This is a genomic window from Georgenia faecalis (genome assembly GCF_003710105.1).
Taxonomy (GTDB): domain Bacteria; phylum Actinomycetota; class Actinomycetes; order Actinomycetales; family Actinomycetaceae; genus Georgenia_A; species Georgenia_A faecalis.
This window is the reverse complement of the sequence record NZ_CP033325.1, coordinates 2389286-2404280: the sequence shown is the minus strand read 5'-3', so window position 1 is coordinate 2404280 and position 14995 is coordinate 2389286. Positions and strand designations below refer to the sequence as shown.

General features: G+C 75.0%; 19 protein-coding genes. All 19 read left to right on the top strand.

Features of this window, described 5'->3' with window-relative positions; genetic code table 11:
• Positions 1-249 precede the first annotated feature (249 nt).
• Positions 250-615, top strand: a complete 366-nt coding sequence (locus EBO36_RS10495) for a GntR family transcriptional regulator (RefSeq protein WP_122824575.1) — start codon at positions 250-252, stop codon at positions 613-615.
• Complete coding sequence (locus EBO36_RS10490) at positions 612-1487, top strand: ABC transporter ATP-binding protein (protein ID WP_122824574.1); 876 nt, start codon at positions 612-614, stop codon at positions 1485-1487. Before EBO36_RS10495 ends, EBO36_RS10490 begins: the two co-directional genes overlap by 4 nt.
• Positions 1484-2269 carry a hypothetical protein gene (locus tag EBO36_RS10485; RefSeq protein WP_122824573.1) on the top strand — a complete coding sequence of 262 codons (786 nt, stop codon included), beginning with the start codon at positions 1484-1486 and terminating at the stop codon, positions 2267-2269. Before EBO36_RS10490 ends, EBO36_RS10485 begins: the two co-directional genes overlap by 4 nt.
• Before the next feature lie 51 nt (positions 2270-2320).
• Entirely contained in the window at positions 2321-3262 is a 942-nt protein-coding gene (locus tag EBO36_RS10480) for an ATP-binding cassette domain-containing protein (RefSeq protein ID WP_122824572.1), read from the top strand.
• Positions 3259-4041: an ABC transporter permease gene (locus EBO36_RS10475; protein WP_122824571.1), complete on the top strand. Its 783-nt coding sequence runs from the start codon at positions 3259-3261 to the stop codon at positions 4039-4041. The genes EBO36_RS10480 and EBO36_RS10475 overlap by 4 nt, the downstream gene beginning before the upstream one ends.
• Before the next feature lie 184 nt (positions 4042-4225).
• Complete coding sequence (rpsP, locus tag EBO36_RS10470; RefSeq protein ID WP_122824570.1) at positions 4226-4678, top strand: 30S ribosomal protein S16; 453 nt, start codon at positions 4226-4228, stop codon at positions 4676-4678.
• Positions 4668-4907: an RNA-binding protein gene (locus EBO36_RS10465; RefSeq protein ID WP_122824569.1), complete on the top strand. Its 240-nt coding sequence runs from the start codon at positions 4668-4670 to the stop codon at positions 4905-4907. The genes rpsP and EBO36_RS10465 overlap by 11 nt, the downstream gene beginning before the upstream one ends.
• A gap of 103 nt (positions 4908-5010) precedes the next feature.
• The gene (locus tag EBO36_RS10460) at positions 5011-5304 is read left to right on the top strand and encodes a YciI family protein (RefSeq protein WP_122824568.1); all 294 of its coding nucleotides are present in this window, start codon (positions 5011-5013) and stop codon (positions 5302-5304) included.
• A gap of 90 nt (positions 5305-5394) precedes the next feature.
• Positions 5395-5985 carry a ribosome maturation factor RimM gene (gene rimM / locus EBO36_RS10455; RefSeq protein WP_122824567.1) on the top strand — a complete coding sequence of 197 codons (591 nt, stop codon included), beginning with the start codon at positions 5395-5397 and terminating at the stop codon, positions 5983-5985.
• A 1-nt stretch (position 5986) separates the two neighbouring features.
• Positions 5987-7360 (top strand): tRNA (guanosine(37)-N1)-methyltransferase TrmD, encoded by a 1374-nt coding sequence (trmD, locus tag EBO36_RS16035; RefSeq protein WP_122824566.1) that lies wholly within the window; start codon positions 5987-5989, stop codon positions 7358-7360.
• A gap of 157 nt (positions 7361-7517) precedes the next feature.
• On the top strand, positions 7518-7874 hold the full coding sequence (gene rplS / locus EBO36_RS10445) for a 50S ribosomal protein L19 (protein WP_122824565.1): 357 nt from the start codon (positions 7518-7520) through the stop codon (positions 7872-7874).
• 82 nt (positions 7875-7956) lie between these two features.
• Complete coding sequence (lepB, locus tag EBO36_RS10440; protein ID WP_122824564.1) at positions 7957-8730, top strand: signal peptidase I; 774 nt, start codon at positions 7957-7959, stop codon at positions 8728-8730.
• Positions 8731-8780: 50 nt separating this feature from the next.
• Positions 8781-9641, top strand: a complete 861-nt coding sequence (locus EBO36_RS10435; protein ID WP_241236860.1) for a ribonuclease HII — start codon at positions 8781-8783, stop codon at positions 9639-9641.
• Between the two features lie 7 nt (positions 9642-9648).
• Positions 9649-9963, top strand: a complete 315-nt coding sequence (locus tag EBO36_RS10430; protein ID WP_122824563.1) for a DUF2469 domain-containing protein — start codon at positions 9649-9651, stop codon at positions 9961-9963.
• 180 nt (positions 9964-10143) lie between these two features.
• Entirely contained in the window at positions 10144-10878 is a 735-nt protein-coding gene (locus EBO36_RS10425; RefSeq protein ID WP_122824562.1) for an SDR family oxidoreductase, read from the top strand.
• Between the two features lie 19 nt (positions 10879-10897).
• A complete protein-coding gene (locus tag EBO36_RS10420) occupies positions 10898-11566 on the top strand; it encodes a TetR-like C-terminal domain-containing protein (RefSeq protein ID WP_122824561.1) in 669 nt (222 codons plus the stop codon).
• A 157-nt stretch (positions 11567-11723) separates the two neighbouring features.
• Positions 11724-12086, top strand: a complete 363-nt coding sequence (locus EBO36_RS10415) for a YraN family protein (protein WP_122824560.1) — start codon at positions 11724-11726, stop codon at positions 12084-12086.
• Positions 12086-13630: a YifB family Mg chelatase-like AAA ATPase gene (locus EBO36_RS10410; RefSeq protein WP_122824559.1), complete on the top strand. Its 1545-nt coding sequence runs from the start codon at positions 12086-12088 to the stop codon at positions 13628-13630. Before EBO36_RS10415 ends, EBO36_RS10410 begins: the two co-directional genes overlap by 1 nt.
• Positions 13623-14810 carry a DNA-processing protein DprA gene (dprA, locus tag EBO36_RS10405; protein WP_122825610.1) on the top strand — a complete coding sequence of 396 codons (1188 nt, stop codon included), beginning with the start codon at positions 13623-13625 and terminating at the stop codon, positions 14808-14810. The genes EBO36_RS10410 and dprA overlap by 8 nt, the downstream gene beginning before the upstream one ends.
• Positions 14811-14995 lie beyond the last annotated feature (185 nt).

The following is a 14995-nucleotide window of genomic DNA, read 5'->3' as shown; positions in this document are numbered from 1 at the left end:
AGGTCGGAGATCCCGGCCGCCGGTCTCGCTGTGGACAGCCGCCTCCCTCGTGGCGGCGCCGCGGGGGAGCGCTGACCCACGACGTCCTCTGGAGCGCCGACGAACGGGCGCCGTCGACGCGCGGTGCTCCGCTCACCCACGCCCTCGGCTCTGCGCGCCGTGCCCGCGAACACGTCCGTGGTCCTCTTGACGGCGGCATACTTCTCTGGTTCATTACTCATGTAATGAACCAGCAGACCGGAGGGTGATGTGTTCGACGGTCCGGAACCGATCTACCTGCAGATCGCGGAGCAGCTCCGCCAGCAGGTCCTCGACGGCACCCTCAAGAGCGGAGACCAGGTCATGTCCACGACGCAGTACGCGACGACATACCGGATCAACCCCGCGACCGCCGCGAAGGGCTTCGCCGAGCTCGTCGACGAGGGCGTCATCTACAAGCAGCGCGGCGTGGGGATGTTCGTCGCCGACGGCGCCGCCGAGCGCCTGCGCGAGGAGCGGCGACGCGCGTTCTTCACCGAGCAGCTCGACCCGGTCCTGCGCGAGGCCCAGCTCCTCGGCATCAGCACCGACGACGTCCTCACCCACATCCGCTCCACGAAGGGAACCCCGTCATGACCGGCTTCGCGGTCCAGGTCCGCGACCTCGGCGTCCGCTACGGCGACACGCAGGCGCTCGACGGCGCCAGCCTCGACCTTCCCGCCGGCGCGATCGTCGGCCTCCTCGGGCGCAACGGCTCCGGCAAGACGACGCTGCTGTCCGTCCTCGCCGCGCTGCGCAAGCCGTCGACTGGCTCCGTGCTCGTCGACGGGGAGGACCCGTTCGAGAACGAGCGGGTCATGGAGCGGGTCTGCCTCATCCGCGAGAGCGGGGACGTCATGGCCGACGAGAAGCTCTCCGACACGCTCGACCTCGTCGCCGCCGCGCGGCCCACGTGGGACGGCGAGTACGCCGCCGAGCTCCTCGACGCCTTCGAGCTGAGCCTGAGGAAGCGGCCCGGCACCCTCTCGCGCGGCCAGCGCTCCGCCGTCGGCGCCGTCATCGGACTCGCCTCGCGCGCCCCGCTGACCATCTTCGACGAGGTCTACCTCGGCATGGACGCGCCTTCGCGCTACCGGTTCTACGACGCCCTGCTCGCCGACTACGTCGAGCACCCGCGCACGATCATCCTCTCCAGCCACCTCATCAGCGAGGTCGAGCGGCTCTTCGAGGAGGTCGTCGTCCTCGAGGCCGGGCGCGTGCTGCTCGCCGAGGACGCCGACTCCGTCCGCGCCCGCGGCGCGACCGTCACGGGCCCCAAGGACCGCGTGGCCGAGGCGACCCGCGACCTCACCGTCATCGGCCGGCGCGACCTCGGCCCCACCGCGGAGGTCACCGTCTTCGATGCCCTCGGCGCGGACGAGCGCGCCCGGCTCGACGCCGCCGGGCTGGACATCGGCCCCGTCGGCCTGCAGGACCTGTTCGTCCATCTCACGGGAGGAAAGTCATGAGCGGGTACCTCACCACCGGCGGGCTGCCCGGCCGCCCGCGACGACGCCCGGGCACCGCCGTCGGGCGCCCGCAGTGGCGTCGGGCGCTGGGGTGGGTGCTCGCCGTGCAGCTCTACCTCGCGGCGTGGTTCTGGCTCATCGCCGTCGCCGTCGTCACCGTGGCGCTCATCGTCATCGACCGGATCGGCACGGTCACTGTGTCGATCATGCAGTTCGCCTCCGAGGGGGCCACCTGGTTCCCGTTCGCCATCGCCATCATCAGCGCCACCGCCCAGCTGAGCGTGCACGTGGCCAACGGGATGACCCGGCGCTCCTTCATCCGCGCGGCGCTCGTCACGAGCGTGGTGAGCGGGGTGGTGTACGCCCTCGTGATGAGCCTGGCCATGCTCGCCGAGGGCGCGGTCTTCGCACGCTTCGGGTGGCCGCACGTCGCCGGCGCCGACGACGTCGCCCTGTGGCAGAGCGGCTTCGGGCCGGGCCTCCTGGGCTACGCGCTGCTCTTCGTCGGCGCCCAGGTGAGCGGTCTGCTCGTGGGCATCGGGTACTACCGCTACGGCGGGTGGTGGGGCACCCTGCTCCTCCCGCTGACCGCGGCCCCCGCCGTGCTCCTGCAGCTCCTCACCCCGCTCCTGGGCGGCGACGGCTGGTTCGTCGACGCCGCCCCGTTCTCGCTGTCCACTGCCGCGCTGGCCGTCCCCGGAGCCGTCGTCGTCATCGCGCTCGGTGCCGCCGGCTTCCACCGCCTCACCCGCGACGTCGCCATCCGCCGCGTCACCACCTGAGCGCCTCAGCCGTCCGGCGGAGGCGCCGCCGCCCGCCCGAGAGGAGCAGTGATGAGTCCCGTCATCGAGATCGACCACCTGCGCAAGACCTACGGCGAGAAGGTCGCCGTCGCCGATGTCTCCCTCACCGTCGAACGCGGCGAGATCTTCGGCATCCTCGGCCCCAACGGGGCCGGCAAGACGACGACGGTCGAGGTGCTCGCCGGCCTGCGCCAGGCCGACGGCGGCAGCGTCCGGCTCCTCGGCGTCGACCCCCAGGCCGAGCCCGCCGCCGTGCGTGAACGCGTCGGCATCCAGCTGCAGGAGGCCAAGCTCCCGGCGAAGCTCCGGGTGGGGGAGGCGCTGGCGCTGTACGCCTCCTTCTACCCGCACCCCGCCGACGCCGACGAGCTGCTCGACCTGCTCGGCCTCACCGAGAAGAAGGACACCGCGTTCGCCGACCTCTCCGGTGGTCAGCAGCAGCGGCTGTCCATCGCCCTCGCCCTCATCGGCAACCCCGAGGTGGCCATCCTCGACGAGCTCACCACCGGGCTCGACCCGCAGGCGCGCCGGGACACCTGGGCCCTGGTCGAACGGGTCCGGGACTCCGGCGTCACGGTCGTCCTCGTCACCCACTTCATGGACGAGGCCGAGCGGCTGAGCGACCGCCTGGCGATCATCGTCGACGGCCGGGTGGCCGCCCTCGGCACCCCCGCCGAGCTCGTGCGGGGGTCCGAGCACGAGCGCGCCTTCCGCATGCGGCTGCCGGGGGAGACGTCCGACGCCGTCGCGGACGCGCTCCTCGCGCTCGACGACGTCCACTCCGTCCGGCACGACGGCGAGGAGTACGAGGTCACCGGCGGGGAGCGCGTCCTTCCCGCCGTCGTCCTCGACCTCGCCCGGCGCGACATCGTCCCCGACGAGGTCCGCACGCTCTCCCGCACCCTCGAGGACGTCTTCGTCGAGGTGAGCGGGGCTTCCGTCCCCACCCCGACCGAGGAGGTCCTGCGATGAGCACCCTCACCGCCCCCACCGCCACCCGCGGGCTCGGCGCGCTCGCCGCGTCCGAGGCGCGCCTGTTCCTGCGCGACGCCGGCGGCTCGTTCTTCGCCCTCGCCTTCCCCAGCGTCCTGCTCGTCGGCGTCGGGCTCGCCATCCCCGGGATGCGCGACCCCATCACCGACGCACCCCCGCCCTGGACTGGGATGCTGCCGATCCACCTGTACCTGCCGGTGGTCCTCGCCGCCGTCATCGCCACCCCCGCCCTCACCACGCTGCCGGTGGTCCTCGCGACCTACCGGGAGCAGGGGATCCTGCGCCGGCTGTCGACCACGCCGATGCGCCCGCAGGGCGTGCTCGTCGCGCAGGTCGCGGTCAACCTCGCCGCCCTGGTCGTCGCGGCGGTGCTCGCGCTGACGGTCGGGGCGCTCACCTTCGACGCCCCGCTGCCCGACCAGCCGCTCGTCGCGCTCCTCGCCTTCGTCCTCGGCGCCGCGGCGATGTTCGGCGTCGGGCTGCTCATCGCCGCCCGCGCCCCGAAGGCGAGCTCCGCCTCCGGCCTCGGCATGCTCGTCTTCTTCCCCATGCTGCTCTTCGCCGGCATGTGGACGCCCGGCCCGGCCATGCCCGAGACCCTGGCGACGATCGGCGCCTACACCCCGCTCGGTGCCGCCAGCCAGGCGATGACCACCGCGTGGTTCCACGGCGACTTCCCGGCCCTGGAGGCCGTCGTCATGCTCGCCTACGTCGTCGTCCTCTACCCCCTGGCGACCAAGCTGTTCCGCTGGTCGTGAGCGAGGTGCCGCCCGGCGGGGCAGAAGGTTGGGCCAACCCGCCCGCATCTGGCAGAATGGCCCGCTGTACCCGGCCCGGGCGGCCCCTCTCACCTCCCGGAGTCGCGTCCAGGACCACCCTCGTGCCCGACACCCACCGGGCTCGCGCACGGTCCACATCCCCAGAACCAGGAGCGACCACCTAGTGGCAGTCAAGATCCGTCTCAAGCGCATGGGCAAGATTCGCGCGCCGTACTACCGCGTCGTCATCATGGACTCGCGCGCCAAGCGCGACGGCCGGGCGATCGAGGAGATCGGCAAGTACCACCCGACCGAGGAGCCCTCGGTCATCGACATCAAGTCGGACCGCGCGCAGTACTGGCTCTCCGTGGGCGCGCAGCCCACCGAGCAGGTCATGGCGCTGCTCAAGGTCACGGGTGACTGGCAGAAGTTCAAGGGCCTGCCCGGTGCCGAGGGCACCCTGCGGACCAAGAACTCCGACGCCGACGCCCAGGCTGCGGCGACCGCGGCGGCCGTCAAGGCTGCCGAGGACGACGCCGAGAAGCGCAAGGCTCGCGCCGCCGAGGCTGCGGCCCAGGCGCCCGCCGCCGAGGCGCCTGCGGCCGAGGCGGCCGCCGACGAAGACAATGCTGGCTGACGCCCTCGAGCACCTGGTGCGGGGCATCGTCGACAACCCCGACGACGTCACCGTCACCGCCCGCTCGCTCCGGCGCGGCGAGCTCCTCGAGGTGCGCGTGCACCCCGAGGACCTCGGCCGCGTCATCGGGCGGCAGGGGCGCACGGCCCGCGCCCTGCGCACCGTCATCGGTGCGCTCTCCACGCGCGGACCCGTGCGGGTCGACGTCGTCGACACCGACCGTCGCTGACCCGCACCCAGCACCACCGGACCCCCGGTCCGGGACGCGGCGCCCCACGGCGCCCCGCCCCGGCCCGGGGGTCTCGTCGTCCGCCGCGCGGTACGGTCCGGGGATGACCGTCTTCGCTGTCGAGTACACCTACGACCACTCCCGCACCGACGACATCGCCCTCGTGCGCCCCGACCACCGGGCCTTCCTCGGCGAGCTCGTCGAGGCCGGCCGCGTCCTCGCCTCGGGCCCCTGGCTGGACAACGCCGCGCCCGGAGCGCTGCTCCTCGTCGTCGGCGAGGACGTCGCGGGCGTGGAGCGGATGCTCGACGAGGACCCCTTCCACCGGGCGCGCCTCGTCACCCGCCGCACCGTGCGCGCCTGGGACCCGGTCCTCGGGGTCCTCGCCCAGGACTGAGCCACCGCGCCGGCCCGGGAGGGGCCGACTTCGCACCGCGGTGCTTCGCCTGTTAGAACTGCACCGGAGTCGACATCGAGAGGGGCAGGCATGGAGCGCGTCGTCGCGAGGATCGCCGGGGCGCACGGCTTGCGCGGGATGGTGAAGCTGGAGGTGCGCACGGACGCCCCCGCGGAGCGGTTCGTGCCCGGGGCGGTGCTCCTCACCGAGCCCGCCGAGCGGGGACCGCTCACCGTCGCCGAGGCCGCCGAGCGCAGCGGGTCGTGGCAGGTGCGCTTCGCCGAGGTCGAGGACCGCACCGGCGCCGAGGCCCTGCGCGGCACCATGCTCGTCGTCGAGACGGCGCCCGGCGACGACGACGACGCCTGGTACCCCCAGGAGCTCGTCGGCCTGCGCGTCGAGCACGTCGACGGGCGCGCCCTGGGCACCGTGGCCGCCGTCGAGCACCTGCCCGCCCACGACGTCCTCGTCGTCGACGAGCCGGTCGGCGCCCGGTCGATGATCCCCTTCGTCCGAGAGATCGTCCCGGTGGTCGACGTTGCCGGTGGCCGCGTCGTCGTCGACCCGCCGCGCGGGCTGCTCGCCGCCGACCCCCTCGACGAGCCGGACGCCGCCGACGAGCCGGACGACGCCGATGCCCCGGCCGAGGAGGAACGCCCGGCCGGTGGGAGCGCCGGCTGACGTGCGCATCGACATCCTCACGATCTTCCCCGCCTACCTCGACGCCCTGAGCCTGTCCCTCGTCGGCAAGGCGCGCGCCGACGGCCTCCTCGACGTCGCGGTCCACGACCTGCGCTCCTGGACGCAGGACCGGCACCGCACGGTGGACGACACCCCCTTCGGCGGGGGCGCGGGCATGGTCATGCGGCCCGACGTCTGGGGCCGCGCGCTCGACGACGTCCTCGCCGACGGCACGCCGGGGGACGCTCCGCGCTCGGCGGTGCTCGTGGTCCCCACGCCCGCGGGGGAGCCGCTCACCCAGGCGATGGCGCACGAGCTGGCGAGCGCCGACCACCTCGTGCTCGCGTGCGGCCGTTACGAGGGCATCGACGCGCGCGTCGTCGAGCACTACGCCGCTTGCCCGGACGTCACGGTGCGCGAGGTCTCCATCGGGGACTACGTCCTCAACGGTGGTGAGGTCGCGGCGCTCGTCGTCGTCGAGGCCGTCGCGCGCCTGCTGCCCGGCGTCATCGGCAACCCCGCCTCCCTCGTCGAGGAGTCGCACGGGGCAGCCGGCCTGCTCGAGTACCCGGTGTACACCAAGCCGCCGAGCTGGGCCGGGCACGACGTCCCCGACGTCCTCACCTCCGGCCACCACGGCCGGGTGGCGCGCTGGCGCCGTGACCAGGCCCTGCGCCGGACCGCGGAGCGCCGCCCCGACCTCGTGGCCGCTCTCGAGCCCGCCTCGCTCGACGTCGCCGACCGGAAGGCGCTGGCTGCGCAGGGCTGGTTCGTCGCCGGTGACGCCGGCGCCGGGACCGCCGTCGTGCGCACCACGGGCGCCCCGGCGCTGCGCCGCGTGCACGTGCGTCCCGCCACCGCGGCCGACGCCGACGCGCTCGCCGACCTCGCCGCACGCACCTTCCACCTCGCCTGCCCGCCCACCCTGGGCGCGGAGGCCATCGAGGCCTTCGTCACCGAGCAGCTCGGCGCCGACCGTTTCGCCGCCTCCCTCGCCGACCCCGAGCGGCTGGTCCACGTCGCCGAGGAGGAGCTGGCGCCCGGTCTCACGCGCCTCGTCGGCTACACGCTGGTGGTGCTCGGCGCCGCGCCCCCGGCGGGAGCGCCGCTCGAGCACCCGGCGGAGCTGAGCAAGTGCTACGTCCTGCCCGAGCACCAGGGCAGCGGGGTGGCGGGCCGCCTGCTCGCCGCGGCCACGGCGGCCGCCCGCGAGCACGGCGCCCGGACCCTGTGGCTGGGGACCAACCGCGCCAACCGGCGCGCGCAGCGCTTCTACGCCCGGCACGGGTTCGTGCGCGCCGGCAGCCGCCGGTTCACCGTGGGCGGCGAGGAGCAGGACGACGTCGTCATGACGGGCGACGTGGCACCGACCTGAGCCGGTGTGGCAGACTGTGGCGGTCGCCCGTCTGTTCTGCCGCATCTGCCACAGGGGACCGGCTCCCTCAGGACGCGCGACCACCACTGACCCCAGCAGCCTCCGGCTGCCCTGAGTAGCGCGGGTGACCTGTGGCACCGGCGGGAAGAGAAGACACATGCAGACCCTGGACCACGTCGACGCCGCCTCGATGCGCGACGACATCCCCGCCTTCCGGGCCGGTGACACGCTCCGCGTGCACGTCAAGGTCGTCGAGGGCACCCGCTCCCGCATCCAGGTCTTCCAGGGCGCCGTCATCGCGCGCTCCGGCGCTGGCGTCCGCGAGACCTTCGTCATCCGCAAGGTGAGCTTCGGCGTCGGCGTCGAGCGCACGTTCCCCGTGCACTCCCCGAGCATCGACCACATCGAGGTCGTCACCCGCGGTGACGTCCGCCGCGCGAAGCTGTACTACCTGCGCAACCTGCGCGGCAAGAAGGCCAAGATCAAGGAGAAGCGCGAGACGACGGCGAGCTGACGCTCGTGCGCACCCTGCCCGGCTCCTCGCGAGCCGGGCAGGTCTCTTTGACGGTCGAGGTAAGGAAAGTGGGGTCGCTGCGGTGAACGACTCCGACGACAGCACCGCCGCCACCCGCGACGACGCGGGTCCGCAGCACCTGAAGGCCGAGGGGCGCCACGCGGAGACCGCGCCGGCGCCGCACCGGAGCAAGCCGCGGGGCCTCATCCGCGAGGCCGCCGTCGTCCTCGCCAGCGCGCTCGTCCTGTCGATCCTCATCAAGACGTTCCTCGTCCAGGCCTTCTTCATCCCCTCGGGGTCGATGGAGGACACCCTGGCCGTGGGCGACCGGGTCCTGGTGAGCAAGCTGGCGCCTGGCCCGCTCGACGTCCACCGCGGGGACATCGTCGTCTTCGTCGACCCGGGCGGCTGGCTCGGCGACGAGGCACCGGACACGCGCAGCGCGTTCCAGAAGGGCCTCGAGGAGGCCCTCACCTTCATCGGCCTGCTGCCCCACAACGCGGGTGAGCACCTCATCAAGCGGGTCATCGGCGTCGGTGGGGACACCGTCGAGTGCTGCAGCGACGACGGCCGGGTCATGGTCAACGGCGAGCCCATCGACGAGCCGTACCTCCGCCCCGGCGTGGACCCCAGCGCCCAGGAGTTCGTCGCGGAGGTGCCCGAGGGCCACGTGTGGCTCATGGGTGACAACCGCTCGAACTCCCAGGACTCGCGCGCGCACCCCGGCAGCCCCGGCGGCGGCGCGGTGCCGCTGAGCAACGTCGTCGGCACGGCCTTCGTCGTCCTGTGGCCCGTGGAGAGCTGGGGCCTGCTCCGCAACCCTGGGGACACCTTCGAGGACGTCCCCGAGCCCTGACCCGGCGCCGTACGCCCGGCTCCGCCGACGGCGGTGCTTACCATGGGCCCGTGCCCGCCCGCCCTCCCACCCGCCACCTCGAGCGTGACCTCCTGGCCGCCGGGCACCGGCTCGTCGCCGGCATGGACGAGGTCGGACGTGGCGCCCTCGCCGGGCCCGTGAGCGTGGGGGTCGTCGTCGTCGACGAGTCCACCGGGCGGCTGCCGCGGGGGCTGCGGGACTCCAAGCTGCTCACCGCCGCGGCGCGCGAGGCCCTGTGCGAGCCGGTGCGCCGCTGGTGCGTCGGCAGCGCCGTCGGGCACGCCTCGCCCGCGGAGATCGACGCCCTCGGCATCATCGCCGCCCTGCGCCTGGCCGGGACCCGTGCCCTCGCCACGCTCGCGGCCGCGGGCGTCGAGCCGGACGTCCTCATCCTCGACGGCACCCACGACTGGCTCACGCCGCCGCAGGACCTCTTCGCCGCCCTGGACGCCCCCGCCGCGGCCGTGCCGCTGGTCCGCACGCAGGTCAAGGCCGACCTGCGGTGCGCCGTCGTCGCCGGGGCCAGCGTGCTCGCCAAGTGCGAGCGCGACGCGATCATGGTGGAGCTCTCGCCACGCCACCCCGAGTACGGCTGGGCCGCGAACAAGGGGTACTCCGCGCCCGAGCACCTCCTCGCGCTGCGCGACCTCGGCCCGACCGAGCTGCACCGGAGGTCCTGGCGCCTGCCGCAGGCGGCGCCGGACGTGGTGGCCGCGCCGGAAGCGGTGGCCGGGGAGAGCGCGGCGCACCCCGTGACCGGTGAGGGAGCGGCGGCCCTGGTCGTGGAGTCGGACGCGCTCGACGGCGGGGCCGGGCTCGACGACGGGACCCGCGAGCTGAACGGCCACGTGACGGTACGTGCGGCAGCGAGGGTCGGCGCCGAGGCATGATGGTCGCGTGAGCGCTGAGGACCTGGAGAACTACGAGACCGAGCTCGAGCTCGGCCTGTACCGCGAGTACCGCGACGTCGTGGGGCTCTTCTCCTACGTCGTGGAGACCGAACGCCGCTTCTACCTCGCCAACGAGGTCGACCTGCAGGTGCGCTCGGCCGGGGGAGAGGTCTTCTTCGAGCTCACCCTCGGCGACGCCTGGGTGTGGGACGTCTACCGCTCCGCGCGCTTCGTCCGCTCCGTGCGGGTCGTCACCTTCAAGGACGTCAACGTCGAGGAGCTCGCCAAGGCGGAGCTGCGCCTGCCCGACCGCCTCAGCTGACGCACCGCCGAGGCGCGGGGCCGGCATCGGCATCGGGGTCGGGGTCGGCCCGGCACCCGCACGCCGCCGGGCTGCTCGACGCCGGTGGACTCGGGCATCTGGTGCACTCCTAGATATGGACGTGCCGTCCACCTCGTGATTACATGGACGCATCGTCCATTTATCGCGCGAGGGGGAACCATGAGCACCGAGGAACGCGTCGCACTGGTCACCGGGGGGTCGGGCGGCATCGGCCGCGCGGTCGTCGAACGCCTCGCGGCGGACGGCATCGCCGTCGCGGTCCATTACGCAGGGCACCGCGACCGGGCCGAGCAGGTCGTCGACGCCATCACCGGCTCGGGGGGCCGGGCCCTCGCGGTCGGCGGCGACGTCGCCGACGAGGTCGCCATGGCAGCGGCGTTCGACGCTGTCGTGGACGCCTTCGGTGGGCTCGACGTCGTCGTCAACACGGCGGGGATCATGCTCCTGTCGCCCATCGCGACGCTCGACCTGGCCGACCTCGACCGGATGCACCGGACCAACGTCCGGGGGACGTTCGTCGTCTCCCAGCTGGCCGCGAACCGCCTGCGTCGCGGCGGGGCGCTGGTCAACGTCTCGACCACGGTCACGCGCACGCAGCTGCCGACCTACGGGGCGTACGCGGCCTCGAAGGCGGCGGTGGAGGGCATGACGCTGATCCTCGCGCGGGAACTGCGCGGCAGGGACATCACGGTCAATGCGGTCGCCCCCGGCCCGACTGCCACGCCGCTGTTCCTCGACGGCAAGGATGAGGCGACGGTCCGGGCCCTGGCCCAGGCGTCGCCCCTCGAGCGGCTGGGCACCCCTGCTGACGCCGCCGAGATGATCGCGTTCCTCGCCGGCCCCGGGCGCTGGGTCAACGGACAGGTCCTCTTCGTCAACGGCGGCTTCGCGTGATGGCGGGGCGGGCACTCGGATGAGCGCGGACGTCGACGCCGAGCTGCCCGGCGCACCGGACGGGGCCGGGGGCGCCGTGGGTTCCCGTGGGACCGGTGGGCCGGGTCCCCGCCCGCGCGGCCGGGGCCGCCGCCCCGCCGACGAGGTCCGGGCCGACGTCCTGCGCACGGTCGGCGACCTCGTCCTGCGGGAGGGTGTCGTCGACCTCACGTTCGAGCGGGTCGCGCGGCTGTCCGGCGTGAGCAAGACGACGCTGTACAAGTGGTGGCCCTCACGGGGCGCGCTGGCCCTGGACGGCTACGTCCACGCGGTGCAGCCGACCCTCGCCTTCGCGGACACCGGCGACGTCCGGGCCGACCTGCGGCGCCAGCTCGGGGCCTTCGCCGGCGTCATGGCGACCGCCGGCGGGCGGGCCCTGCTCCAGCTCATCGGCCAGTCCCAGACGGACGTCGACCTGGCCACCGCCTACCGGGCGCTGTACTCCTCGGTCCGGCGCCGTCTCGCGGGCGAGCGCCTCGAGCAGGCCCGGGCGCTCGGCCAGATCCGCGCCGACGTCGACGTGCAGGTCCTCGTCGACCAGCTGTGGGGCGCGGTCTACCACCGCCTCCTCGTGCCGGACGAGCCGGTCACCGACGAGTTCCTCGACGCCGTCGTCGACAACCTGTTCCGAGGTATCGCGCCGCGCTGAGGGGGCGTGCCCGCGGGAGGGCGTGCCCGGGGGCGCAGCTGCCGGCGCGCGCCCCCTCCTCCACACCCCGAGCGAGTGACCGGCCGCCCACAGACGGGCGGCCGGCCCGCCGGCGGCGTCCCCGGTGCCCGCCAGGCTGGCGGCGGAGGTGGTCCCCATGGGAGCCAAGGACGCCGTCGGGGCGTACGGGGAGCGGGTCGCGGTCCAGCGCCTGAAGGCGGCGGGGTTCGAGGTGCTCGACCGAAACTGGCGGTGCGACGCCGGGGAGCTCGACATCGTCGCCCGCGACCCGGAGGCCGACGAGATCGTCTTCGTCGAGGTGAAGACCCGCACCGGCACGGCCTTCGGGCACCCCGCGGAAGCCGTCGTCGGGGCGAAGCTCGCGCGGCTGCGCCGGCTGGCTGCCCGGTGGCTCGTGCTCCACGACGTCCACGCCTCGGGCGTGCGCATCGACGTCGTCGCCGTCTGGCCGCAGCCGTCGGGGCCGGCGCGCGTGGAACACCTGCGGGCGGTGGCCTGATGGGGCTCGGGCGGACGTGGTCCGTCGCCCTCGTGGGCCTGACGGGCCACCTCGTCGAGGTGGAGGCGCACGCCGCCGACGGGCTGCCGGCCTTCACCCTCGTCGGCCTGCCCGACGCGTCGCTGTCCGAGGCGCGCGAGCGGGTGCGGGCCGCCGTCGCCTCGTGCTCCATCGCCTGGCCGGCCCGACGGCGCACCATCAACCTCTCACCGGCATCCCTGCCCAAGGCGGGCTCGGGGTTCGACCTCGCCATCGCCGTCGCCTGCCTCGCCGCCGGCGGCCTGCCGGGGGCCGCCGAGGCCGGGCGGGTCGTGCACCTCGGCGAGCTCGGGCTCGACGGGCGGGTGCACCCCGTCCGCGGGGTGCTGCCGGCAGTCGCCGCGGCGGTGGCGGCCGGGCGCGCCGACGTCGTCGTCCCCGAGGGGAACGCCGCCGAGGCGGAGCTCGTCCCGGGGGCGCGGGTGCACGCCGTCGAGCACCTCGCGGAGGTCGTCCTGCGCTACGGCGGCGAGGCGCGGTGGCCGGCCGCCGGGCACGCCGCGCCGCCCGCGCCGACGGCGTCCCCGCCCCGGGCGCGCCCCCCTGACCTGGCGGACGTGCTGGGGCAGGACGAGGCCCGGTTCGCCCTGGAGGTGGCTGCGGCCGGTGGGCACCACCTCCTGCTCATCGGCCCGCCCGGCGCCGGCAAGACGATGCTCGCCGCGCGCCTGCCCGGCCTCCTGCCGGACCTGTCGGACGCCGAGGCCGTCGAGGTGACGTCGGTGCACTCCGTGGCGGGGACGTTCGACGCCGCCGGTGGGCTGCTGCGCCGCCCGCCGTACGAGGACCCCCACCACACCGCCACCCCCGCGGCGGTCATCGGCGGGGGGTCCGGCGTGCCGCGCCCCGGCGCCGCGTCACGGGCGCACCGCGGGGTCCTCTTCCTCGACGAGGCGCCGGAGTTCTCCCCGCGCGTGCTCGAGACGCTGCGCCAGCCGCTCGAGCACGGTGAGCTCGTCCTCCACCGGGCCCGCGGTGCCGCCCGCTACCCCGCCCGGTTCCAGCTCGTCCTCGCCGCCAACCCGTGCCCGTGCGGGAAGGCGGTGGGCAAGGGGCTCGCCTGCACGTGCACGGCGATGGCGCGGCGGCGCTACCTCGCCCGGCTCAGCGGCCCGCTGCTGGACCGGATCGACATCCAGGTGGAGGTCGACGCCGTCACCCGGGCCGTCCTCGCCCTCGCCGGACCGGTCGAGCCGAGTGCCACCGTCGCCGAGCGGGTCGCGCGGGCCCGGGCGGTGCAGCAGGAGCGCCTGGCGGGGACCCCCTGGCGGACCAACGCCGAGGTCCCGGGCACGTGGCTGCGCCGGCACGAGGGCGGCCTCACCCGGCCGGTGCGCACGGACCTGGAACGGGCGCTGGAGACCGGGTCCCTCAGCCTGCGCGGCATGGACCGGGTCCTGCGGCTGGCCTGGACGCTGGCCGACCTCGGCGGCCGGGACCGCCCGGGCACCGACGAGGTGGGCGCGGCGCTGAGCCTGCGGACGCGGGGTGGTCACCATGGCTGAGCTGCCCTTCGACGTCACGGACGCGCGCCTGGCGGCCGCGGCGTGGAGCCGCATCGCCGAGCCGGGCGACACCGACGCGGGCGCGCTGCTCGCCCACCTGGGGCCGGTCGAGGCGCTGGGGTGGCTGGTCCACGCCGCTGCGGGGTCGGGGCAGGCGGCGGTGGGCGGTGGGCGGGCCGGGCGTCCGGGCGTCGAGCGGGCGGTCGGCCGGTGGGCGCCGCGTCTGGAGGGCCTGGACATCCGCCGCGAGCTCGACCGGCTCGCCGCGCTGGGCGGGCGGCTGGTGGTGCGGGGGGACGAGGAGTGGCCGGGCGGCCTCGACGACCTCGGCCACCGGGCCCCCGTCGCCCTGTGGGTCCGCGGGGCTGCTTCTCTGGGCCTGCTCGCCCGGGCGGTCGCCCTCGTCGGCGCCCGGGCGAGCACGAGCTACGGCGAGCACGTGGCCGTCCAGGCGGCGATGGGCCTGGGGGAGCGCGGGGTGAGCGTCGTCTCCGGCGGCGCGTACGGCATCGACGCCGCGGCCCACCGAGGCGCGCTCGCGGTCGAGGCCCCCACGGTGGCGATCCTCGCCGGTGGCGTCGACCGGCTCTACCCGACGGGCAACACCGCGCTCCTCGAGCAGGTGCTGGCGAGCGGCGCGGTCGTCGCGGAGGTGCCGCCGGGAAGCGTGCCCATGCGCTCGCGGTTCCTCGAGCGGAACCGGCTCATCGCCGCCGGGAGCCGGGCCTGCGTCGTCGTCGAGGCGGCCTGGCGTTCCGGGGCGCTGAGCACCGCGGCCCACGCCGCCGCGCTGCTCCGGCCGGTGGGGGCCGTGCCCGGTCCCGTGACGTCGATGGCGTCCGCGGGGTGCCACCGGCTCCTGCGGGAGACCGACGCCGTGTGCGTCACCGACGCCGCGGAGATCCTCGAGCTCGTCGGACCGATCGGCGCGGCCCTCGCGCCCGAGCCCGAGGTGGCTCGCGGGCTCCTCGACGGCCTCGACCCGGTGTGCGCGCGGGTCCTCGACGCGCTCCCGGCCCGCGGCGCCGCACCGGCGCCCAACGTCGTCCGGGCGAGCGGGCTCAGCCCGGGGGAGGTGCGCTCGGCGCTGGGCCGACTGGAGCTGGCCGGGAGGGTGGAGCGCAACGGCGGAGCGTGGCGCCGTTCGCGCCCGGCCCCGCGTCACCCCACCCTCTCGTGATCGTGCAGAAGCGCGGGAGCGTCACCGCGCTCCCACCCGTTCGCGATCGTGCAGGAACGCGGGAGCGTCACCGCACTCCCACCCTTTCGTGATCATGCAGAAGCGCGGACGGCCCCCATGGGCGTCGCCGCGTGACGACCCCACAGAAGCGCGGCCCGAGTGCGGCGCGCCCCGTTGCCCCGCGG